Below are 19,961 nucleotides of genomic sequence, written 5' to 3'. Positions count from 1 at the left end.
CTCGTGCTCCTCATCTCGCCAGACTGCGAGCCACGGCGAGAAACGTCGGCCGGAGCTTGGCGAAATCCGCCTCGGGGCCGTAGGCGAGCAACGAGATCCGCCGATCGCGCGTAAGTCCCGTGACGTGGTAGCCCTTCAGCTTGCCGCTGAACATCCCGGCGGAAGCCGTGAAGACGGACAACCGGCCCTCGCCGAAACCGAAGTCCTTGAAGACCTCGGGCTTGCTCTCCTGGTAGCCGCTCAAGTCGTCGCCGGCCGACTTGGCGTAGTGCTCGTGGGCCTTCTGGATGGGGGCGAACTCGCTCCCCTCGGGGAAGTCGCCGGGATTTGCGGAATCGGCGCCTGAGACAAGAGCGCCCGTGATGTCGGCATAGACGGTGATCTTCGCCGCCCCCTTATCTAGCAGGATGTACGAATACGTGTTGTCGGCCTTGCCCCCGGTCTGCACGGTCCAACCGGGCGGGTGGCGAAGCCGGAACGCGCCGTCTTTCGCACCCAACTCCACAGAGGCCAGGGCCTTGTCGGCCTCGGGGTTGACGGTCCGATCCCCATCGTCGACGAGCGCTTTCGCTGCAGCCGCTTTCGATTTCGCCGCGGCGACGGGCGAGGCAGGCTGTTCGAACTGACGAACGAGATCGACCAGTAGCTTGTTGGACGCCGGCTCGATCAGAGCAAGCGAGGATCGTCCGAGGTTGATTTTGAATTCCTGATCGATCTCCTCGCCGTCCTCGTCCTTGAGTTTCAGGAACAGGCGGTTCCCCTTAACGGAATAGGTGCCGGACGCGGACATGCCGTCGCCGATCGAGAACGTGGCGTTCTTGGCTGCGTCGAGCGTCAGTGCGTAGGCCGTATAGCTCATCGACCGGCTGATTTCGTGCTCAACCATCGACCCCTTCCAGATGCCGACGATCGAGGGAGGCTTCAGAAAGACGTCGTAGAGCATGTACCCCGCGCCGCCGACGAGTAGAAGACCGACCGCCGCGACGGCTGCGATCACTCGTTTATCCAGCGCATCCGGGTTGCCCGTGGTCGCTCCCCGTTTCTTCCCCGACTTCTTCTTTTTCTTCTTCGGCGGCGAGACGGAAGCCTCAGGGCTGGGCATGGGAGCCAGTCGAGCCATGGGCGGCGACGATGACTCGACGTCCTCCGCCTCCAGGTCATCGAAGAGGCTGGGCGGAGGAGGCTCCTCGACTGGTGGCTTCGGCTTTTTGGGCGAGGCGGCCTGAGCCTTCGAGACCGCCGGTGCGGCCGCGACTCGGGAGGGGGCGGCCTTCGCGCCGTGCTCGACGTAACCCCGTGACGTCAGTTCCTGGGCGAGTTTGTCCGAAGCGGCCTCAGCAGCGGCGTCCGTGGGAAGAGACTTCTCCTGACGATTGCTGGAGCCGTCGGGATTCATGCGGACGACGGTCAACGTCTTACCCTGCACATCGATCACAACGACCTTGCGATCAACGGCGTCGCCGAAGCTGAACCTACGCATGGACTCAACCCTGGGGAGAGACAGGCGGGAGCAAGAGTGCAGCCCCCATCCTGCATCCGTCCCAGCGTCGATTCAACAGTGCAAGCAATTTTTCATCAACGCCATCCGAAGAGTTGGATGAGTTGGGTCGTCAGCACAAGCGTCGTCACGGCCCCTGAAGTGAAGGCCACGACGAGGACTCCGGCGGCGGCGATCTCTCGGGCGATGGTGAGGCGGGGCTCATCGGGATCGCCGATCGCACGGGCGAGGGTGTCGACCGCGCTGTGGCAAAGTTCGGCGAGCAAGACCATGGCGCCGCCGAGGATCAACAGGCACCAGCTCCAGACGTTCACCTGAAGAACGGCGGCGATGATGACGATCATCACGCCTCGATAGGCGTGAGCGTAGAAGCTGGAGTCGCCGCGGATCGCCTCCTTGAGGCCGCGGAAGCCCGCGGTGAGCTTGCCCTTGGTGCCGCGGCGGTCGGCCTGCGAGGAGACTCCTGGGGCGTCCTCAAGCTGGAGCTGCAGTCGCTTCTCGTCGAACTCGGGCACGGGCAACAGGCCGCGAGTCTCCGAAGTCTGCGACTCGGAGCCCTCCGCGAGGGTGGTTCGGTCCTTCGAGATCGGTTCGGGCATGGCTTTGACGGCTGCTCGCCTCATCCTCGGCTGGCCGGCGGAAGGGCGTCGGACCTTACTGGACCGGCGCCAGCCGCGAGTCGAACTGGTTCAAACCCGTCCCCGACCCGAGCCGGAGCGTCGGCGCGAGCCGCGGCGAGATCTGGAACGCGAACATATAGCTTTGCCGCTGCGGGTCCACCGACAGGCCGATCGACGTCAGGTAGTCGGCGCCGATTCGGGTGAACGAGAACATCGAGCCCAGAGGCACCTTGTTGCCGAAGTCGTAGGAGTTCGAGAAGGTCCCATACCACTTGGGGCTCAGCCAGTAGCTCATCGATACGTTCAGGGCCGAGGTCTCGATCATCCCCGAGTTGATGACGCTGTAGCCGATGTAAACGCTTCCGCGAGGGGGGCGTGACAGCATGACGCCCGTGGTAATGAAGTTCAGCCCCTTCGGGTTAAACGTGTTGACCAGGTAGTTGTCCTGGGGCGTGCTGCCGATGAGGTTCCAGTACTCGAACCACCCGGTCGAGATGATACTGGTTCGGTCTCCCAGGAACCACTGGTAGTTGTACATCGTCTGTCCCCAGGGCTTGCCCATGTTGTCGCGCTGGGCGTTGGGGAAGTAGGTCGTCGAGGCGTCGAGCGTCATCCAGTCGACGATCCGCCGCTTTCCTTCGGGCCCTCGCTTGGTCTGGAGCCGCTGGTGAACGCCGAAATTGAGGGTTTCGATCGACGCCTGGACGTCGTTCGGCCCTGAGATCGGCGAGAGCGTTCGGCGCAGGATCAGGTGCCGGGGGTCGTAGTTGTACGGCAGCAGGCCGTTGTTCCAGAGGGTGATCGCGAAATAGCGCCTGACGTACTCGTACGTGTTGTCGTCGAGGTCGTCCTGGATCGCCAGGTTGTTCAACTGGACCGTCGAATAGGCCGTCCGATAGTCGCCGAAGAAGCTGACCTTGTTGTTCAGGCCGTGGATGTTGAACAGCTCGCTGTCGACGCCCGAGTAGACCTTCCACATGGTCGTCTCGGCGTGGACGCCGGCCGCCCCCCAGAGTCTTCCCTGGGCCCCGGTGCTCAACTGGTTGAAGTAGCCGCCGCCGATCTGGTCGGTCCAGCCCGTGGCCTGCCCCTGGAGATAGGGGACGACCCGGAGGACGTCGCCGAAGTTCAGCGGCAGATCCACCTCGTGGTTCGTGTAGCCGCGGCCGGCCGAAAATACGCCGCTGGTGTTCGAGATCGGGTCGAACGGGATGAACGCCAGGTCAGAGCTGCCGACCTTCAAGGGGAACAAGTTATGGTTGTTCACCATGATGTCGGTGTGCGTGTTGGCGTAGTCGACCCCCGTGTGATTGAAGTAGACCAGCCGGTCGCCGAGGAACGTGTCGCCAAGGCGGTAGTAGTCGAACTTGGGAAGCCACTGGGTGTCGGTGAGGAAGTCCTGAAGGTTGGCCTCGGTCTGGAGGCTCATCGCCCAGTTGTTCCGCTGCCACTGGCCGAAAACCAGCGTCTCCTGATCCATACCGGCGTCGAAGAGCCGTTTGTAATACTCTTCGAGGAAGTGGCGGTCGGAGGTGTAGGCGACTTCGGTCTGGAGCCGGAGATCCTCGAACGGGTGATCCTCGTCGTCGGGGATGAACCGCTGCATGTGGCGGATGTTGAACCGGCCGCGGATGTCCTGGAACGCGGGCACGCCCGACCGCTGGTAGCCGACGCTCCCTGCGCCCGGGGGGCCGTTGGTGACGATCGCCGGCCCGGAGCCCAGGACGTCGATCCCCTTGTCCTGAAGACCCCAGATGTCGAAGTAGCCGAAGTAGTCCTTCGTGAAGGTGTTGCTGGTAAAGCGGTCGCGACGATAGGGGTCGCGGAGGTCGCTGATCAGGTCGGCCCCGTACCAGCCGAGTTCGCTGCCCAGCGCCGGGAAGGTCTTGGTCCGGGCGCTGAGGTAGTCGATGTCGACGTTCCAGTTGTCGATCTGGCTGGGCCGTTTGATACCGAACAGCTTGAAGCCGTTCCAGTCGGTGAGAAGCTGCTGGCCGAAGTAGTTGTTGGTCCGGAAGCCGATCATTCGAAGCGGCGGGTCAAGGTCGTCTGTCTCACCGACGAACCGCGGCCAGTAGAAGATGGGGATGGGGCCCATGAAGAAGAGGTTGGTCCGAGCGTCATAACGCCAGACCTGCTCTTGAGGGTCCCCGGCCATCGGCTTGCCGCTGTTCGGGTCGGTGGCCCTGGTCGCCTGTCGGGTCAGCGTGATCGACCGGTTATAGATCTTGTAGGCAGGGTTGGGAAACCGGCTGCCGGTCGACACCGTCCGGTCGGCGCGGATCTCCGGATCCTTGCCCAGCACATACTGACCGTCGGGGCCGACGACGACCGGTCGGAACTGCTCCAGTCGCGGCGCCTTCAACTTCATCGGCGAGATGAGATTGGGGGCGAAGACGTCCACCTGGCCCTGCACGGCCATGATCCGCTCGGTCACGAAATCGTAGTAGAGCTTGTCGGCGCGGAAGGTCCTCTGATCGGCTCGGCCGGCCCATTGGTTCTCATCCTGTCGGAGAATAACGTTCCCCTCCAGGTAGATCTCCATCGGCTGAGCCGGGTCCTCGATCCGCTCGCCCTGGGGACCGACGACGTCGTCCTTCTTCGGGTCGGGATGCCGCCAGATGACGGCGCTCTCAGCGGATATGTCGACCGTGCCCTGGCCGGGGATCTCGGAGACCACCTGCACGCCGCCGCGGACGATGATCGTGTGCGTCCCTTCGTTGCGGAACTCCTTCACATCCAACGGTCGAGCACTGCGCGGGGAGATCAGGGTGCTGCGCTTTTCCGAACCGGGCAGCACCGGGCCGCGGAACCCAGGCGTGGCCGCGCCGGGTGCGACTCGAGGTTGATCGGGCCGAAGCGGGGGCGCGGGCTCGTTGTCGTTGAAGCCGGGCAGGGGGGCGAGCCCGGGAGTCTCCAACGGATCGTCGACGTCGCCAGGCAGGGGAGCCGGGAGCATTTCCGGCTCCGGAGCGGGGTCGAAATCTCGATCCAGATTGGGGACCTGAACCTCAGGTGTTGCGTCGATCGGGGGCAGCTCGATCGACGGGGGTTCCTGCGGATCAAAGCCTTGCGCAGGCTTGACCTCGGGATCGTGACGAGCAGGCGCTGGGACGACCGCCTGGGCCTCGATCACCTCGCGCGGCAAGGGGCCGGGAGGATCGTTCACCGCCGGGACCGCAGCCGGAAAGCCAGCGCGTTCCAGCAGCGCAGCCAGCTCGCGCGGGGGCGACTTGACTCGATCGACCATGGACTTCACTTTGACGTCCGTGGTCGTACGAAGGATGGCGCGCGGCTCCTCGCCGGACTTCGGAGCGCGCACCTCGCCCTCAGGGTAGAGTTCCGTCTGGAAGATCGTGCCGCCGTCGGCCTTGTGAGTGGTGATCCGAACCACCAGGTTCTCCGCCGCGGCGCCGCGACCCGCCTGAACGGCGGAAGCCTTGCCGGTCAGCACGACCCAACGGCCGTCAGGGTCGTCCCAGACGACGGCGCGGGCGGCCACCAGTTCGATCGGCTCGACGAGACCGGCGAGGGCTGCGCGCGGATCCTCGGCCGCGGCGACAAGGCCGCAGAGCGAGGCCGCTAGGATGAACCCCAAGCGCACGCGGAACAGCATGCGACGTCTGGGTTGGTCGTGCTCGCGCACGTTGCCTCCCGGATACGACCGACGTGACAGAACTGCGGGCGACCTTCCCTGGCCGTTCCGCGGCTGACGGCGTCCCGTCCGTCCCGGTCGTTCGACGGTCGAAGAGCGCTCCGGCCCGAAGGCCGTCGCAGTCGATCGGTCGTCGTTCTTCCCCGCGGCCGCGCCCGAATTGGGCGCCAGATGGGAACGGGGAACCGGGTCAAGACGTGAGCGCGAAAGGATGTTCGCCGGGGACGGTATCCAGACTCCCCTGCGCGGTCAAGGCGAGAAAGGGCGCGGGGATGGTTCCCCGCGCCCTTTGGATTTCGGCGGGTCAGTCGGAGTCGAGCAGAGGGACGTTCCAGTAGGCGTCGCTCAGGAAGCGAGACCAACTGGCGATTCGCACCGTCGAGGCGTCGTACAGCGGCTTCCACGCCGGTCGGAACGGAGGCCGCTTGAGCTTCATGGCCGCCTGGTCGGGCGTCCGATTGGCTTTTCTCGAGTTGCAGGCCACGCAGGCGAGGACGCAGTTTTCCCAGGTCGTCTGGCCCCCCTGGGCTCGCGGGACGACGTGGTCGATCGTCAATTCCTCAGTCCCCGGCCGCCCGCCGCAGTACTGGCAGGTGGCGTGGTCGCGTTTGAACAGGTTGCGGCGGCTGAACGTCACCGTGTTGTACCGGGGTCGGTCGTGGCGCGTGAGCGTCAGCACCTCCGGAACCCGGAGGTTGAAGCGGACCGTTCGAATGAACGGTTCGCCGGCGCGAGGAGCCATCGTGGCCCAATCGCTCCAGGTGTACAGCTGAAAGTCGTCGGGATCGACGACGTGGGCCGCCTCGTTCCAGAGCAGCACTAGGGCCCTCGCCACCGGGGCGACGTGGACCGGCTGCCAGTGGCGGTTCAGGACGAGTGTGGGCCGTTGAAGTACGCTCACCCCCATGATCGAGGCTCTCCACTCACGCGATGGTTGCGAGGAGCACGGATGCCGCGTCGTTCTGCTAGGCGGAGCACTGGCCGCCTTAATCATACCCCACCAGACGGGGGGCTTCGCAACCATCGCCCACCCATTCGCGACGCCTTCCAGACGCCGCCGGGGTATCGCAAGTTCGTGGCGGCGTATAGATTGGTGCCAGGGGCCCATTCGTCGGCCGACGCCGACCTTGACGGCGGCCCCGGCCCGGAGCCCGGCGATGCCTCTGAAGGCGGAGATCATCTCAATCGGCAGCGAGCTGGTCAGCGGCCAGAACCTCGACACCAACAGCCGATGGCTCAGTCTGGCGCTCGGCGGCCTGGGAATTGAGACCCGGTTCCATACGACCATCGGCGACGACATGGACGACCACGTCGCCGCGTTCAAGCTGGCAGCCGGACGTGCTGACCTGGTCCTGACCACCGGCGGCCTCGGCCCGACCCAGGACGACCTCACTCGCGAGGCATTGGCCCGCTGCGTCGGCGTCGGCCTGCGCGAGGACGCAGAGTCGTTGGCTGCCATCGCCGCGCTATTCGCCCGTCGCAATCGGCCGATGTCCGAACGGAACCGCGTCCAGGCCCAGTTGCCCGATGGCGCCGAAGCCCTGCCGAACCCAATCGGCACCGCCCCCGGCGTCTGGATGACGATCGGCTCGGCCGTCTTCGCCGCAATGCCCGGCGTCCCTTACGAGATGCACCGGATGTTCGAGGAGCAGGTGGTTCCCCGCCTGCGCCTGAGGCACTGGATCGAACGGGTGATCGTTCACCGCAAGATCGCCCTGTTCGGCAAGGGCGAGTCCGACATCGAGGCCGAAGCGCTCGACCTGACCGCCCGAGGCCACATTCCAGAAGTCGGAATCACGGCCAGCGACGCCACCATCAGTTTTCGGATTCGCGGCGAAGGGCTGACGCCCGAAGCCGCCTGGGCCCAGACTCAGGAGACCGCCGAGGAGATCCGCAAGCGCTTCGGGCCGCTCGTTCTCGGTGAAGGCTCGACGGACGTCGCCGAATCCCTCATCGGGGAGCTGAAACGCACCGGAGCGACGCTTGCCACGGCCGAATCCTGCACCGGCGGCCTGATCGCCCACAAAATCACCGCGATCCCCGGCGTCAGCGCGTACTATAACGGCGGCGTCGTCAGCTACGCGAACTCGGCCAAGACGGCCCTCCTTGACGTCCCCGCCGATCTCATCGCAGCCCACGGCGCGGTCAGCCCGGAGGTCGCCGCGGCGATGGCCGAAGGGGCGCGCAGACGATTCGGCGTGGACGTCGCCGTCAGCACGACGGGCATCGCCGGCCCCGATGGCGGCACGCCCGAAAAACCGGTCGGTCTGGTCTATCTCGGCCTGGCGACCCACGACGGCGTTGAGACCCGCCGCCTTGAAATCGGCCCCGAGCAGCCCCGCGACGTCGTCCAGAGTCGGTCGACGAAGCAGGCCCTCAACTGGGTCCGAACCACCCTGAAGACCTGGCCGGACAAGCCCGAATCACGATGAAGCTCAAGCGACAGCCCGAGGATTTCCGCGTCGAGGAACTGCCGACCGCCGTCCCCTCCGACCGCGGCCGATACACCTACTACCGCCTCACCAAGACCGGGATCGGCACCATCGAGGCTGTCGACGCGATCTGCCGCCGATGGAACATCCCTCGCGGACGAGTCGCCTACGGCGGGCTCAAAGACCGGCACGCCGTCACCGTGCAGTATCTGACCATCTTCGAAGGCCCCGCCCACCCGATCCAGCAGCCGAATCTCACGCTGGAACCGCTCGGCAAGCTTGAGCGAGCGTTCGGCCCGCAGGACTTCTCCGGCAACCGCTTCGCCGTCGTGATGCGCGACATGACCGAGGGCGCCGCCGCCGAAGCCGGCCGGCAACTCGCCGCGGCGGGGAACGACGGGGTGCCGAACTACTTCGACGACCAGCGATTCGGCTCGGTCGGCTACTCTGGTGAGTTCATCGCCCACGCCTGGCTCAAAGAAGACTACGAGAAGGCCCTACGGCTGGCGCTCGCCGATCCGAACCCGTTCGACCGCTCCGACACGAAGGCTCGCAAGGCCGCCCTCCGCGAGCACTGGGGAGATTGGCCTGCGGCCAAGGCGGCGCTCGACCGCTCGTCGGAGCGGAGCATCGTCACCTATCTGGTCGATCACCCGACCGACTTCGCCGGTGCGTTCGCCCGGATCAAGCGCGACCTCCGCAGCCTGTACTTTGCAGCCTTCCAGAGCTGGCTCTGGAACCTGATCCTCGACGGCTGGATCCAGCGGAACACGCGGCCTGAGCAGCGGGTCGAGGTCGGTCTGAAGGTCGGCGCGCTGACGTTCCCCGTCGGACTCGACCAGGATCAGCGGGAACTCATCGATCGAACAGCCATCCCACTCCCTTCGTCGCGCACACCCGTCCCGGAGGGGCCCCTCGGCGAGATCGCCGTTGAGGTCATGGCCGCGTTCGGCCTGGCCTGGGCCGACGTCCGGGTGAAGAAGCTCAAGGACGTCTTCTTCTCGAAGGGGACGCGAAAGCCTTTGATCCCGCTGGGCAACGTGGCCTCCGAAGTGATGAACGACGAGTTGCACCGAAACAAAAAGGCGGTTCGGCTGGAGTTCTCGCTGCCGAAGGGGGCCTACGCGACGATGCTGGTCAAGCGACTCACGGAGGCCGCGGGGACCGGCTCATGACGCCTGAGATCCTCTTCGAAGACAACCATTGCCTGGTCGTGAACAAGCCGGCGGGAATGCTCTCTCAGGGGGACGAGACCGGGGAGCCCAGCCTCGTCTCCTGGACCGCCGACTACTGGCGGGAGAAGTACGACAAGCCCGGCAACGTCTACGTCGGCCTGGTCCACAGGCTCGACCGGCCGACGTCGGGGGTGGTGTTGATTGCCCGGACGAGCAAGGCCGCAGGGAGACTCGCCGATCAGTTCCGCCTTGGCGAGATCTCCAAACTCTACTGGGCGATCGTCGAGGGGCGTCCCGAAACCGACTCCGGCGAATGGGTCGATCATCTGGAGAAGGATCGGCGAACGAACGTCGTGCGGGCGACTGCCGAGGGCGAGGGCAAGATCGCGCGGGTGGCCTTCGAGGTGCTGCACTCGGAGGGAGGGCTCACCAAGCTGGCGCTCCGGCCGAAGACCGGGAGAAGCCATCAACTGCGGGTGCAGTTGGCAGGCAGGGGAATGCCGATCGTCGGCGATCGGAAGTACGGCTCCAAGCGATTGGTGCGGGCGCTGGACGGCGAGCCGAGGATCGCGCTGCATGCGCGAGAGTTGATTTTCACTCACCCCACAAAAGGGGAGCCGGTCAGGATCGAGGCGAGGGTGCAGGAAGACTGGCCCGAGTCCGCGCCCGGATGGTGGCGATCGACGCTCGGCCGATGAACGCCGCGCGGAATGTCAGGCCGGTGAGAAACAGCGCGGCGACCGACTTCCAGGCGTCAGAGTAATCGTCCGAGCCGCGGACAGGCTTCGGAGGTTCGGGAACGGCGACGGGCGTCGAGGCGTCCGCAAGGTGATGCTCGGCGGGCGCGTGCGCCTGCTTGGGCACGGGAGCCGTCGGAGCGGGGGAGGGCTTGGGGGTTTCGACCGGCGCAGCAGTCTTCGTCCCCAGGCTGGCGTCGACGAAATCGCGGACGACCTTCCACGATGCGGCGTCGATCAGGCCCATGCTTTCCGCATCGCGACGGGCGACGTCCCAGCCGACCTTGTCGTTGAGTGCGGAGCGGACGTACCAGAGGGCTCCGGCGGTCCGGCCGTCCTCGTCGAAGAAATAGAGGGGCCGGGCGGCGTCGAGCGCCAACTCGGCGGAGAACCGCTCGACGTGGTTGCGGTCGAGCCTGGCGAGATCGGTCGGAAACGACACGTAGCGCAGACCGCGACGGGCGGCCTCGCCCATGAAGGTCGGGTCGATTTTGGAGGGATCGCGAAGGTCGAGAACCGTCTTGTACCCCTTCTCCGCGAGCCAACCGAGACCGACGGTCGTCGGGGCGCTGCCGCCGGCCAGCTTGAGGTCGACGGGAACGAACCGCGCGACGCCGACCGCCCCGTTCGCCGCATTATCGACGTCCGGGGCGGGGGCGGCGGCCAAAGCTGTATCACGGAGGCTCCCGGCCCCCTCCGCACGACCACCGATGGGGTCGTGCGGCGAGGCCGAGGTCGTGGTCGGCGTCGGGGAGGGAGCCGACGAGGCGGCGGGGGCCGCCCCGCTCGCCCCGGTCTTCACGGCGGCGGGAGCCGCCTGGGTGTTGTCGTTGCGCCCGGCGACTTCAGGGGGAACGTCGAGGGGCGGCAGATTGTCGAGGACGCTTCCGGGATCGGAGGCGGGCGTCCGCGTCGTCCGAGTGGCCGGAGCGGAGGTCAGGTCGACGCCCGGGTTCTGCACCGGACGTCGAGTGTCATAGCTTGAGGTCGACGACGGCCGACGAACTCCCGAGCTTCGCGAAGGAGCTGCGTCTGGCGCCGCGGAGGGGAGCGCCTCCAGACTCGTGGGCGAGTCGGTTGGAGCGACCGTGGAAGGAACCGCGGCCCCCCCAGGGACGATGGTGGTCGGAGCGCCGAGCGGCACCGCCGGCGACACGACCATACCCGGCGAGTCGTAGACGACCGGGGAATCGCAACCAGGCTGGCCGCAGCCGTCGCCGCAGGCCCCGCCCCCGCCGATGCGACGGAAAGGCTGCATGATGCGGCTGGTGGCCCGTGCGGGGAAGCCGCAGGGGCTGAAGAGACTGCAGCCGTTGCCGAAGCCGCCTGAGCGGCAGCCCGTCTGCAACATCGTGGTCGCGACCAGAAACCCGAGCGCGACTGCCTTCGCAGTCCGCCGCCGAGGCGACGGCCGGGCGCGCGTCTGGCCGCGTTCACGCAACCAGCTCAAGCTGAACATCGCATGTTTCTCCCGTGTGATAGAAGCCCGATGCACAAAGGCCCCTCGCAGGCCGCCCCTCGATCGTGGAAGCGCGGCCGGAGGGGTTCCTCCGGGAGTTCCAGCCGCCTCAGATCGCGAACGGGCCGTCGCGCGACGGGAAGACTTCATCAGCGTCTCGGGACGAGATGAACCGTCGCCGGAGGACCGATCGGGATCCGCCCACGGACTGGAGGATGGAGCGCGCATCGGGAGTTCTCGGGGTGCCGTATCAAGGAGGTCGAAGGTTCCCGCACGCTGGCGGTGGCCGCGATCGGCAGCAGCCCAGAGTTCTCGCCGTCGGCAAACGTCCCCGAGGACGTCACGCCGACCGACTGGACCTCAGTCCCGCTCCCGAATCCTGGTTTCCCAGGGTTCGCGACCGTCTCAACGACCCCGTGAATCTGGGCCGTCACCGAAACTTAGCCGACGAGCGGGGCGTTGCCAAAAATTCCGAAGGGGTTCTACAATGGGCGCGTAAGTCCATTTCGTTAAGTCGGTAAAGTTTCCCAGGCTTCACGCGGGAAGTCGCCTCGATGACCCCTCCACGACCCGCGAATCCGGCAGACTCTACGCCCTCGGCAAGGTCTCGCCTCTGGGCTTTGGCAGTGCTTGGAATCGTCGCAACGGCCGTCTTCGCCGCGAAACTCGGAGACGCCCCGTTCGTCGACGAGTACGCCTACATCAGCCAGAGCTATTACACCGACCTCTATTTCTCCGGCCGGTGGAACGACCCCGCCTGGCTGGAGTTCCCCGCCTACGACCTCGTTCCGCTGCCGAAGTACCTCATCGGCGTGACGCTCCACGTCGCGCGAGAGCGTCTGCCGGGCCCCGAAGCCGCCCGGGCCTGGTACGCCGGCTATAACACGTACGGACCGCCTCGGGTGCTGACGATCTCTCGCATCCCTTTCGTGTTGCTGGGCGCGGTGGGCTGCGTGGCGCTCGCAGTGATCGGGTGGCTGGCATTCGACTTTCGAGCGGGAGTTCTGGCCGGGTTCATTCTGATGCTGAACCCCCTCTACGCGCTGCACGCACACCGAGCGATGACCGAGGCCCCGTGCGAGGCGTTCCTTCTGACGGCTCTTGCGCTGGCCCTGGCCGCATGGAACCGCGCTCTCATCATGAATCCCGGCCGATGGGCGATGTGGGGGCTCCCTGCGGCGGGCGTCGCGACGGCCCTGTCGATCCTGTCGAAGTTCAACGGTCTCTTGGCAATCATGACGATCGCCGCGTGGGCTGGGATGGCCTGGATGATCCCTCGCGGCGATCGTTACGGCTGGCTCCGCTTCGCGGTGGGGAGCCTCGTCGCGGTCGTCGTCGCCTGGTTCGTCTTCCTGGCGCTGAACCCGTTCATGACGGCCCGCAACCCGGCCCCGAACAACGCGGAGGCCCAACGTCTCGCCGAGATGAGCGTTGGGGGCAGGTTCCGCTTCCTGATCCAGCACCGGCGGGCAATGTCGGCCGGACAGCAGCAGAACTTTCCACACAACGCACTCAGGTCGATCCGTGAGCGCGTGAAGGTGGCTGCGGTACAGGGCTTTGGCCGGTTCGGGCCCTTCGGACCGACGAAGTCGGATTCGACCATTCGGTATGACAGAGTCCAGGACTGGGGAGCCTTCGTCTGGCTGCCGATAGCCCTGATAGGGCTTGGGTACTCCGCGGCGATGGGCCGGGTGCAGTTCCGGCGTCGCGAGGCCCCAGCAGCCTGGGCGGTCGGCCTCTGGGCGTTGATCGCCTTGACGGTCGTCACGCTTTACCTGCCGATGGCCTGGGATCGTTACCTGTTACCCATCCAGGCGCCCTTCGCCCTGCTGGGAGCAACTGTGATCGTGGCCGCCTGGGACGCCCTGGGCTGGTTGGTGGGCCTCAAACCGAGGGTGGAGCCGAGTTGATGGATCGAGCCTGGACCCGGGCGAGGGTCGGCGTCTTTCTCGTCCTGCTGACGAGCTACGCCTATTTCTGGCACTCGCGCGACTGGAACACCGCCAGCCGGTTGATGCTGGCTTACTCACTGGTCGACCGAGGCACGCTCTCAATCGACGGACTGGATGGCCAGACCGGCGACAAGGCCTACTTTCGGGGACATTTCTACAGCGACAAGCTTCCGGGCTACCCGTTCCTCGCCACGGCTCCCTATGTGCTCGAGCGTTACGCGCGCGGCGTACCGCCACACCCTTTGGGAGGTCGCGCGCTGGCCTACTGGCCGGCCGACTATGGGGTGACGCTCGCGACTTCCGGCGCGTTGACGGCGGCCGCGGCCGTCGTGCTGATGGGGATCGCTCGCGACCTGGGCTGCTCACGACGGGCCGCCGTCCTGGTCGCCCTGGCGTATGGGTTGGCGACGCCCGCGTACGTCTACGCGACCCTGGCCTACGGGCATCAGGCGTCAGCCTTCGCCCTGATCGCCTCGTTCGCGCTACTATCTCGCAAGTCGCCCCGCCGTGACGGCCTCTGGGTCTTCCTCGCCGGCCTGCTGGCCTCCTACGCAGCAGTCATCGAGCTTCAAGTCGGCCCGGTCTCCGCGATTCTGGGGTTCTACCTGTTGGGCCAGTGCATCGCGCGATTTCGAAAGTGGGAAGCGTTGGTCTACTTCGGCCTCGGGGCCTTCCTGCCGGCCTTGCTGCTCGTCGTGTACAACATGCTGGCGTTCGGCGGCCCGCTCGACATGGGGTATTTCCATCACGCCACCGACCAGTTCGCCAAGGTGCATAGCCGGGCGAATCCACTGGGACTGGGAAAGCCAGACTGGAGTCGAGCGCTGGCCCTGATCTGGGGGCGACATCGCGGCCTGCTCTTCTACGCGCCGATCCTGGCGCTGGCGGCGCCGGGTTGGGTTTTACTGCTTGCCGGTCGTCGCCGGGGGACGGCGATCGTCTCGCTGGCGGCGTCGGCGGCGGTCTTTCTGGTCAACCTCAGCTATCCCGAGTGGTCTGGTGGATGGTCGACGGGGCCTCGACTGCTGGTCCCCCTGCTGCCGTTCGCGATGATTCCGGTGGCTGCGGTCCTCGCGGAGGCCGGACGTTGGAAACAGGCCGCGTGGTCGCTGGCCGTCTTACTGACGCTGGCTGGCGCTGTCCTGATGCTCCTCTTCCAGGGGGTGGGCGCACGGCTGCCTCAGGACGTGCTCGACCCGCTGATGGAGGCCGTTTGGCCGCTCTGGAAGGGCGATCCCAGGCCGACATGGTGGATCGGCGAGCGGTTCACCAGGAATCTTGGCGGGCTGATCGGTGGCAGGAGCGTGGCGAGGCTATCGCCCAGCTGGCAGTGGCTCCAGTTCGCGCCGCTGATCCTGTTCCAGATGGTGAGCGCGGCCTGGCTGCTCTGGCCAATGCGGGCGAAAGCCGCGTCGGAATCGGTCAGCTCTGAGTGTTGACCAGCAGCAGAACGGCCGTGGTTCCGATGAGGGCCGCGAGAATCCAGAGGCAGAGACGCAGCGATCGGAACCAGATCACAGGCCAGGACTCGTAGCGCGAGGCCGTGTAGACCAGGCTGATCGCGACGACCAACGGCAGGATCAGCCAGTAGACGTTCGAGGGAGCGTTCATCAGGCCGTACCTCCCGCCTGGACGGCGCCGGCCTGGGCAGGGTCGGCCGGGGCTTCCTCGGGCTCCTCGCCGGTTCCGTAGGCGGGCCCTTCGTAGGCGTCGTAGATCGCGAGGACGTTGAGCAGACCGGCGACCGTCGTGTAGATCAGGCCGATCTCGTAGGGCTTCCCCTTGTCGAGGAGTGCGTTCAACACGTTGGTCGAGGGCTCGGCCATGAAGCCCCCGAGGAAGTTCGAATCCGGGCTGAAGTGGTGAATCGTCGCCTGAATCAGAGCCGGCAGGGCGGGGAGGCCGACGAAGAACTGGCCCACATAGTGGAGCATGAATTTGTCGGTGTTGAACGGGCTGACCCAGCGCCAGTAGACGTTCTTGCCTTCGCCCAGATAGAAGCCGACGGCGTACAGCCCCAGGATGCAAATTGCGTACAGCCACGCCTTCCCCGTGCGGCCCTGGTAGTAGTGCCCCAGGCCGGGGACGAGCCAGGCGAGGAAAGCGGCCTTCGCCGGGTCGCGGAGCGGGATCGGCGTTTCATTCATCTGGGGGGGGATCCTGGCAGGGGATACGACGTTCGGGCGGAGATTTCTGGCCAAGGTCATTGTAGCACCGAAAGTCGTCCTCCATCCACCCCGACCGGCGCGGTCCAAATCAATCGCCGGCCGCCCGGCATTCGAGGGCGACACCGTCGACGACCTCCGACGAAACGGCTTCCATCCCCCTCATCGCCGCCGCGATCAAGGCCATTGAGGCTAACTGGTTCATGCCTCGGGGTACGCCCCGCGCCGCGGCGTGGAGACGGACGACGGCCCTCGGGGTGAAGATGGGCTCACGACAGCCCACGGCCGCCAAGCGAGCAGTCAGGTAGTTCTCTGCATCGGAACGGGTAAGAGGCCGTAGTCGGATCGCGAGCGTCCACGGCGCCGCGCTCACGTCAGGATCGCGCTGGGCCAGCAGAATCGTCGCCCCCTCGAGCCGGGCCAGCCGTTGGAGGTCGCCACGATCGAGCCCTTCTCCGCCGTCGATTGCAAGCACGAGTCGCCTGCCCTGGATCGTACAGACCTTGGCCGCACGTTCCAGGCGTATCCAGGTCTCGGCTCGTTCCGTCGCGGGACCGATCTTCCCCTCGATCTGATCGGCCAACATCCTCCAGAGCGAGGGGGCGTCGACTGGATTCTCGACGAGCACGATCCGACGGTCCGCACGACGGATTTCCGCGAGAGCCTGTCGCAGCACGATCGATTTCCCGAGCCCCTCGCCGCCCGTCAGCCAGGCGAGAGGCTGGCCGGCCTCGACCGTGTACCGCAGACGTTCGACGGCCTCGCGATGCTCCGCCAGGGGAACGAATCGCGACGGGCCGAGGAAGGGGTCTCGGTCCAGCCCCCAGTGTCGCCACATGCTCCCGCTCTCTAAAATCACGATACCGGATTCCTTCCACTGGCCGAGGTCCGATCGTGTCCCAGCGCTTTTACTGCCCCGAGCCTCCGATCGATGGTCGCTATCGTCTCGACGCCGACGAATCCAAGCATCTCGTCCGAGTCTGCCGGCACGGCGTGGGGGATCTCGTGGAGGTTTTCGACGGTCGGGGGGCCGCCACAGCCGCAAGGGTTGTCGAGACCGGCAAAACGGCCGCACTGGAGGCCGAAGGCTCCCCGCTCCCCGACCGGCCGGCGGCAGTCGCCATCGAGATCGGTGCGGCCGTTCCCAAGGGGGACCGATTCGATTGGTTGGTCGAGAAAGCCGTCGAGTTGGGGGTGGCGCGCGTCGTCCCGCTTGCCACGGCCCGATCGGTCGTCGATCCACGCGGATCGAAACTGGATCGCCTACGCCGGGCGATCATCGAGGCGTCCAAGCAGTCGGGGCGGAACCGGCTCATGGAACTGGGCGCTCCGGAAGGGCTCCTGGACTTCCTCGGCCGAGACGGGGGCGTCCGCTTGCTCGCCGATCCTTCGGGAGCGGAACCTTCCGCCTGGCCGGCGATCCGATCGGGCGATTCGGTCCGGCTCGTCATCGGGCCGGAAGGAGGTCTGACCGAGGACGAGGTGGCGACGGCGATCAAGCGAGGCTGGACGGCCGTTCGACTCGCCGCGCCGATCCTTCGAGTCGAAACCGCGGCGGTCGCCGGCGCGGCGGCGGTTCTGGCCCGGGTTCAGCCGGTCCACTGACCTTCGGACTTGTCTTGATAGACCGACCAGACGAAGCCGTCGGGATCGCGAAGCGCGAACTCGCGCCAGCCCCATTCCTGGTCGGCCGGCTCGCCGGAGACGCTGAGCATTGCTCCCTCGTCGATGCACTTCTGATAGAAGGCGTCGACGTCGTCGACCTGAAGTTGGAGATGAATGCCGACGCCCAGACGGGTGTCGGCGAACTCCTCGGTGTGTGCGTCCTGGGCGTGCAGCATGATCGTAAACGCGTCGATCCGCAGGATAGCCAGCGCGAAGGGGCCGTTCTCCTGCTCGGCGTGGACCTGCACGACCTCAGCGCCGACGACCTCGTTATAGAATTCCAGTGAACGGCGAACGTCCTTCACGTAGAGAAAGACGCTCGTGACGGAGGCCGCCATGTTATGACCCTTTCCGCACCATGTTACGAACGCTCAGCTAAATGACTCGATCGCGGCGCAGGATAACCCCGCGCGCCTGATCTGACAATCGCGACCGCCCGCGTCAGGGCGACGGCGGCGGAGGCTCGCCTCCCAGGAACTCCACGGCCCTTCGGATCCCCGGCAGCAAATAGCCCGCGGCGGAGTAATGGCCGCACTCGTACCAGAGAATCTCCGGCTTTCCCGCGGTTTCCCAAAGCGCCTGGGCTGACGCTGGCGGGATCACTTCATCGACCGAGCCGGCGATCATGAGCACCTTCTTTCCGGCCATCCCCCGCGCGTAGGTCAGTGGATCGTAGGGGTCGGTGAGAGCCTTCAGGTCAGCCATGGTTTTGCCAGACGCCGTCCACGACTCGCGGAAGGGAGCCGTCTCGGGCATTTCCCAGAGGACTTTCGCCAGATCCCCCCCCGCCAGCAGCAGCGCGGCAGTCTGCACGTCGGGATCCACGGAGGTCACGATTGAGGAGACGATTCCGCCCAGGCTGATTCCGGTCATCCCCAGTCGTTCCGGGTCGATATTGGGGCGCGAAGCCAGCCAACGCAGGGCGCGACGGACATCGCAGACGCCCTGTCGCATCGAGTTCATCGTCCGCTCGATGTCCTCCGAAAGGAACTTGCGGGGGACTGGCCCCGGCCCGTTCAACGGACGACGCTCGCCGTAGTACGGCAGCTTCACGAAGAGGGCCGCGACGCCCCGGTCGGCCAGCCGCGCGGCCAGGTAGCGAGACAGCGGAAAGTCCGAGCCCAGGATGTGCAGCACGACCACCGCCGGCCGCTTGCCGGGAAAGCCGACGGGATCGAAGAACTCGGCGTGGACTGTGTTGTTGGCCTCGTCGGGGGACGTGATCGGCGAAGGGAACGTCAGCTTTGACACCGTGTACCGGCCGGCGTCGTAGACCAGCGTCCGTTCGAACGCGAACGTCGCCGGCTCCAACCGGAAGCGCTCCGGGACCTCGACTTCGCGAGGACCAGGCCGGAACTCGACCTCGCCGCGCTCGGGAGGGGCGAGCCCGAGGATCGTTCCTAAGAGCAACGAGGCGACGAACATCGGCGGGGCCTCCGTGCGAAAGCCGGGTTGTCGGGAATCGGGGTCCGAGATAGGCTGCGGCCCCCTTTCGGAAGTTACGGGAAACGGAGTCTCCCGGCCATGGGATCGTTGTCGGAAATCCTCGCGCGAAGGCCGCCGAGGCGGATCTGCATCATCAAACCCAGCTCACTCGGCGACGTCGTCCATTCTTTACCTATCCTCCCGGAGCTTCGCAGACTATGGCCAGACGCCCACCTGAGCTGGGTGGTCGCCGGGTCGTTCCGAAGCCTGCTGGAGAACCGGGCTGATCTGGACCGGGTGATTCCCTACGACAAGGGGCCTTCGGGGATCTCGGTGAAGGGGGTGCGAGGGCTATCGCGCCTCTGTCGGACTCTTGCGCAGGAACGGTTCGATCTGACGATCGACCTGCAGGGTCTGCTACGCTCCGGCCTCATGACGGCCGCAACGCGGGCCCCGGTTCGCGTCGGCCTTCAGGACGCACGCGAGGGGGCACGATGGTTTTACACCCACTGCGTCGACGCGGCTCGGACGGAGGTCCACGCCGTCGACCGGGTGATGATCGTGGCCGAGGCCCTGGGCGGTCATCCTTCCGAACCTGAGTTCACCCTACCGATTAGCGCAGAAGACGAGAGCTGGGCCGACGAAACGCTCGCAGGAACGCCCCGCCCGACGCTCGTGCTGAACGCCGGGTCGCGTTGGGCGACCAAGCGCTGGCCGGTAGAACACTTTGCCGAGGTCGCTCGGCGAGCGGTCGCCGAATTCGGCGCGGGGATCGTGGCTGTAGGGGCGCCCGAGGATCGCGAACTGGTCGACAGCCTGCGCGCGAGCCTTGGTCGAACGCCCGTGCTGGATCTCTGCGGCTCGACCACGCTCCTGCAGTTGGGCGCGCTATCGCGACGGGCCGACGTCTACCTCTCCAACGACACGGGACCGCTCCACCTGGCGGCCGCGGCGGGGGCGTCGGTGGTCGGGATCTACACCTGCACCGAGCCGAGGTTGACGGGCCCGTACGGCCCTCGCGCCGCCGTCGTTAAAAGCTGTGTCTGGTGCGCCCCGAGCTTCCTCAAAACGTGCGACCGCCTCGAATGCCACGACGAGGTCAGCCCGGATCGCGTCTGGGCGGTCGTCCGGCCTCGGTTGATTCGAGCGATCGGCTCAGCAGCCTGAGCGAGCGAACC

17 protein-coding genes are annotated in these 19,961 nt (G+C 66.3%); 7 read left to right on the top strand and 10 right to left on the bottom strand.

The window, feature by feature from the left end; translation table 11 throughout:
• Positions 1 to 10: 10 nt before the first annotated feature.
• The 4 genes from G5C50_RS00895 to G5C50_RS00880 all read right to left on the bottom strand — a co-directional run bounded on the left by G5C50_RS00895 (position 11) and on the right by G5C50_RS00880 (position 6,680).
• Entirely contained in the window at positions 11 to 1,480 is a 1,470-nt protein-coding gene (locus G5C50_RS00895; RefSeq protein WP_165063704.1) for a hypothetical protein, read from the bottom strand.
• A 95-nt stretch (positions 1,481 to 1,575) separates the two neighbouring features.
• Entirely contained in the window at positions 1,576 to 2,097 is a 522-nt protein-coding gene (locus G5C50_RS00890; protein ID WP_165063702.1) for a diacylglycerol kinase, read from the bottom strand.
• A 55-nt stretch (positions 2,098 to 2,152) separates the two neighbouring features.
• Positions 2,153 to 5,764, bottom strand: a complete 3,612-nt coding sequence (locus tag G5C50_RS00885) for a hypothetical protein (RefSeq protein WP_165063701.1) — start codon at positions 5,762 to 5,764, stop codon at positions 2,153 to 2,155.
• A gap of 313 nt (positions 5,765 to 6,077) precedes the next feature.
• On the bottom strand, positions 6,078 to 6,680 hold the full coding sequence (locus G5C50_RS00880) for an HNH endonuclease (protein WP_165063699.1): 603 nt from the start codon (positions 6,678 to 6,680) through the stop codon (positions 6,078 to 6,080).
• A gap of 250 nt (positions 6,681 to 6,930) precedes the next feature.
• Here G5C50_RS00880 and G5C50_RS00875 point away from each other — a divergent pair, with 250 nt between their 5' ends.
• Genes G5C50_RS00875 through G5C50_RS00865 form a run of 3 tightly spaced genes read left to right on the top strand, consistent with a single transcriptional unit; the run spans position 6,931 to position 10,078 of the window.
• Complete coding sequence (locus G5C50_RS00875; RefSeq protein WP_240906902.1) at positions 6,931 to 8,205, top strand: competence/damage-inducible protein A; 1,275 nt, start codon at positions 6,931 to 6,933, stop codon at positions 8,203 to 8,205.
• Positions 8,202 to 9,380 carry a tRNA pseudouridine(13) synthase TruD gene (gene truD, locus G5C50_RS00870; protein ID WP_165063697.1) on the top strand — a complete coding sequence of 393 codons (1,179 nt, stop codon included), beginning with the start codon at positions 8,202 to 8,204 and terminating at the stop codon, positions 9,378 to 9,380. Before G5C50_RS00875 ends, truD begins: the two co-directional genes overlap by 4 nt.
• Positions 9,377 to 10,078 (top strand): RluA family pseudouridine synthase, encoded by a 702-nt coding sequence (locus G5C50_RS00865; protein WP_165063695.1) that lies wholly within the window; start codon positions 9,377 to 9,379, stop codon positions 10,076 to 10,078. Before truD ends, G5C50_RS00865 begins: the two co-directional genes overlap by 4 nt.
• Here the strand turns inward: G5C50_RS00865 and G5C50_RS00860 are convergent.
• The gene (locus tag G5C50_RS00860; protein ID WP_165063693.1) at positions 10,002 to 11,576 is read right to left on the bottom strand and encodes a fused DSP-PTPase phosphatase/NAD kinase-like protein; all 1,575 of its coding nucleotides are present in this window, start codon (positions 11,574 to 11,576) and stop codon (positions 10,002 to 10,004) included. The genes G5C50_RS00865 and G5C50_RS00860 overlap by 77 nt on opposite strands.
• 626 nt (positions 11,577 to 12,202) lie before the next feature.
• Between G5C50_RS00860 and G5C50_RS00855 the strand changes: the two genes are divergently transcribed.
• Together G5C50_RS00855 and G5C50_RS00850 are read left to right on the top strand one after the other, a co-directional pair.
• Positions 12,203 to 13,486, top strand: coding sequence for a 4-amino-4-deoxy-L-arabinose transferase (locus tag G5C50_RS00855; RefSeq protein ID WP_165063691.1), 1,284 nt, complete (start codon positions 12,203 to 12,205; stop codon positions 13,484 to 13,486).
• On the top strand, positions 13,486 to 14,967 hold the full coding sequence (locus tag G5C50_RS00850) for a hypothetical protein (RefSeq protein ID WP_165063689.1): 1,482 nt from the start codon (positions 13,486 to 13,488) through the stop codon (positions 14,965 to 14,967). Before G5C50_RS00855 ends, G5C50_RS00850 begins: the two co-directional genes overlap by 1 nt.
• On the opposite strand, the gene G5C50_RS00845 is transcribed toward G5C50_RS00850, so the two are convergent.
• From G5C50_RS00845 to G5C50_RS00835, 3 genes are all read right to left on the bottom strand, one after another.
• Entirely contained in the window at positions 14,951 to 15,139 is a 189-nt protein-coding gene (locus tag G5C50_RS00845) for a hypothetical protein (RefSeq protein WP_165063687.1), read from the bottom strand. The two genes, G5C50_RS00850 and G5C50_RS00845, sit on opposite strands and share 17 nt — an antisense overlap.
• Positions 15,139 to 15,675: a DUF6677 family protein gene (locus tag G5C50_RS00840; RefSeq protein ID WP_165063685.1), complete on the bottom strand. Its 537-nt coding sequence runs from the start codon at positions 15,673 to 15,675 to the stop codon at positions 15,139 to 15,141. The genes G5C50_RS00845 and G5C50_RS00840 overlap by 1 nt, the downstream gene beginning before the upstream one ends.
• Before the next feature lie 109 nt (positions 15,676 to 15,784).
• The gene (locus G5C50_RS00835; RefSeq protein ID WP_165063683.1) at positions 15,785 to 16,531 is read right to left on the bottom strand and encodes an ExeA family protein; all 747 of its coding nucleotides are present in this window, start codon (positions 16,529 to 16,531) and stop codon (positions 15,785 to 15,787) included.
• Positions 16,532 to 16,587: 56 nt separating this feature from the next.
• On the opposite strand from G5C50_RS00835, the gene G5C50_RS00830 reads away from it, so the two are divergent.
• The gene (locus G5C50_RS00830) at positions 16,588 to 17,298 is read left to right on the top strand and encodes an RsmE family RNA methyltransferase (protein ID WP_165063681.1); all 711 of its coding nucleotides are present in this window, start codon (positions 16,588 to 16,590) and stop codon (positions 17,296 to 17,298) included.
• Here G5C50_RS00830 and G5C50_RS00825 read toward each other — a convergent pair.
• Positions 17,283 to 17,696: a VOC family protein gene (locus tag G5C50_RS00825; protein WP_165063679.1), complete on the bottom strand. Its 414-nt coding sequence runs from the start codon at positions 17,694 to 17,696 to the stop codon at positions 17,283 to 17,285. The two genes, G5C50_RS00830 and G5C50_RS00825, sit on opposite strands and share 16 nt — an antisense overlap.
• Before the next feature lie 103 nt (positions 17,697 to 17,799).
• On the bottom strand, positions 17,800 to 18,783 hold the full coding sequence (locus tag G5C50_RS00820) for an alpha/beta hydrolase (RefSeq protein WP_165063677.1): 984 nt from the start codon (positions 18,781 to 18,783) through the stop codon (positions 17,800 to 17,802).
• 99 nt (positions 18,784 to 18,882) lie between these two features.
• On the opposite strand from G5C50_RS00820, the gene G5C50_RS00815 reads away from it, so the two are divergent.
• Positions 18,883 to 19,950, top strand: a complete 1,068-nt coding sequence (locus G5C50_RS00815; RefSeq protein ID WP_165063675.1) for a glycosyltransferase family 9 protein — start codon at positions 18,883 to 18,885, stop codon at positions 19,948 to 19,950.
• The last annotated feature ends 11 nt before the right edge of the window (positions 19,951 to 19,961 follow it).

The organism is Paludisphaera rhizosphaerae (assembly GCF_011065895.1).
Lineage (GTDB): Bacteria > Planctomycetota > Planctomycetia > Isosphaerales > Isosphaeraceae > Paludisphaera > Paludisphaera rhizosphaerae.
Note: the sequence above shows the minus strand (reverse complement) of the source record. Positions and strands in the feature narration are given on the sequence as shown.

What these genes read in the sequence shown, in the direction of transcription:
- G5C50_RS00820 (WP_165063677.1), bottom strand. Translation starts at nt 18,783, where the DNA reads ATGTTCGTCGCCTCGTTGCTCTTAGGAACGATCCTCGGGCTCGCCCCT.
- G5C50_RS00860 (WP_165063693.1), bottom strand. Translation starts at nt 11,576, where the DNA reads ATGTTCAGCTTGAGCTGGTTGCGTGAACGCGGCCAGACGCGCGCCCGG.
- G5C50_RS00865 (WP_165063695.1), top strand. Translation starts at nt 9,377, where the DNA reads ATGACGCCTGAGATCCTCTTCGAAGACAACCATTGCCTGGTCGTGAAC.
- G5C50_RS00835 (WP_165063683.1), bottom strand. Translation starts at nt 16,531, where the DNA reads ATGTGGCGACACTGGGGGCTGGACCGAGACCCCTTCCTCGGCCCGTCG.
- G5C50_RS00895 (WP_165063704.1), bottom strand. Translation starts at nt 1,480, where the DNA reads ATGCGTAGGTTCAGCTTCGGCGACGCCGTTGATCGCAAGGTCGTTGTG.
- G5C50_RS00875 (WP_240906902.1), top strand. Translation starts at nt 6,931, where the DNA reads ATGCCTCTGAAGGCGGAGATCATCTCAATCGGCAGCGAGCTGGTCAGC.
- G5C50_RS00815 (WP_165063675.1), top strand. Translation starts at nt 18,883, where the DNA reads ATGGGATCGTTGTCGGAAATCCTCGCGCGAAGGCCGCCGAGGCGGATC.
- truD (WP_165063697.1), top strand. Translation starts at nt 8,202, where the DNA reads ATGAAGCTCAAGCGACAGCCCGAGGATTTCCGCGTCGAGGAACTGCCG.
- G5C50_RS00880 (WP_165063699.1), bottom strand. Translation starts at nt 6,680, where the DNA reads ATGGGGGTGAGCGTACTTCAACGGCCCACACTCGTCCTGAACCGCCAC.
- G5C50_RS00850 (WP_165063689.1), top strand. Translation starts at nt 13,486, where the DNA reads ATGGATCGAGCCTGGACCCGGGCGAGGGTCGGCGTCTTTCTCGTCCTG.
- G5C50_RS00840 (WP_165063685.1), bottom strand. Translation starts at nt 15,675, where the DNA reads ATGAATGAAACGCCGATCCCGCTCCGCGACCCGGCGAAGGCCGCTTTC.
- G5C50_RS00890 (WP_165063702.1), bottom strand. Translation starts at nt 2,097, where the DNA reads ATGCCCGAACCGATCTCGAAGGACCGAACCACCCTCGCGGAGGGCTCC.
- G5C50_RS00845 (WP_165063687.1), bottom strand. Translation starts at nt 15,139, where the DNA reads ATGAACGCTCCCTCGAACGTCTACTGGCTGATCCTGCCGTTGGTCGTC.
- G5C50_RS00825 (WP_165063679.1), bottom strand. Translation starts at nt 17,696, where the DNA reads ATGGCGGCCTCCGTCACGAGCGTCTTTCTCTACGTGAAGGACGTTCGC.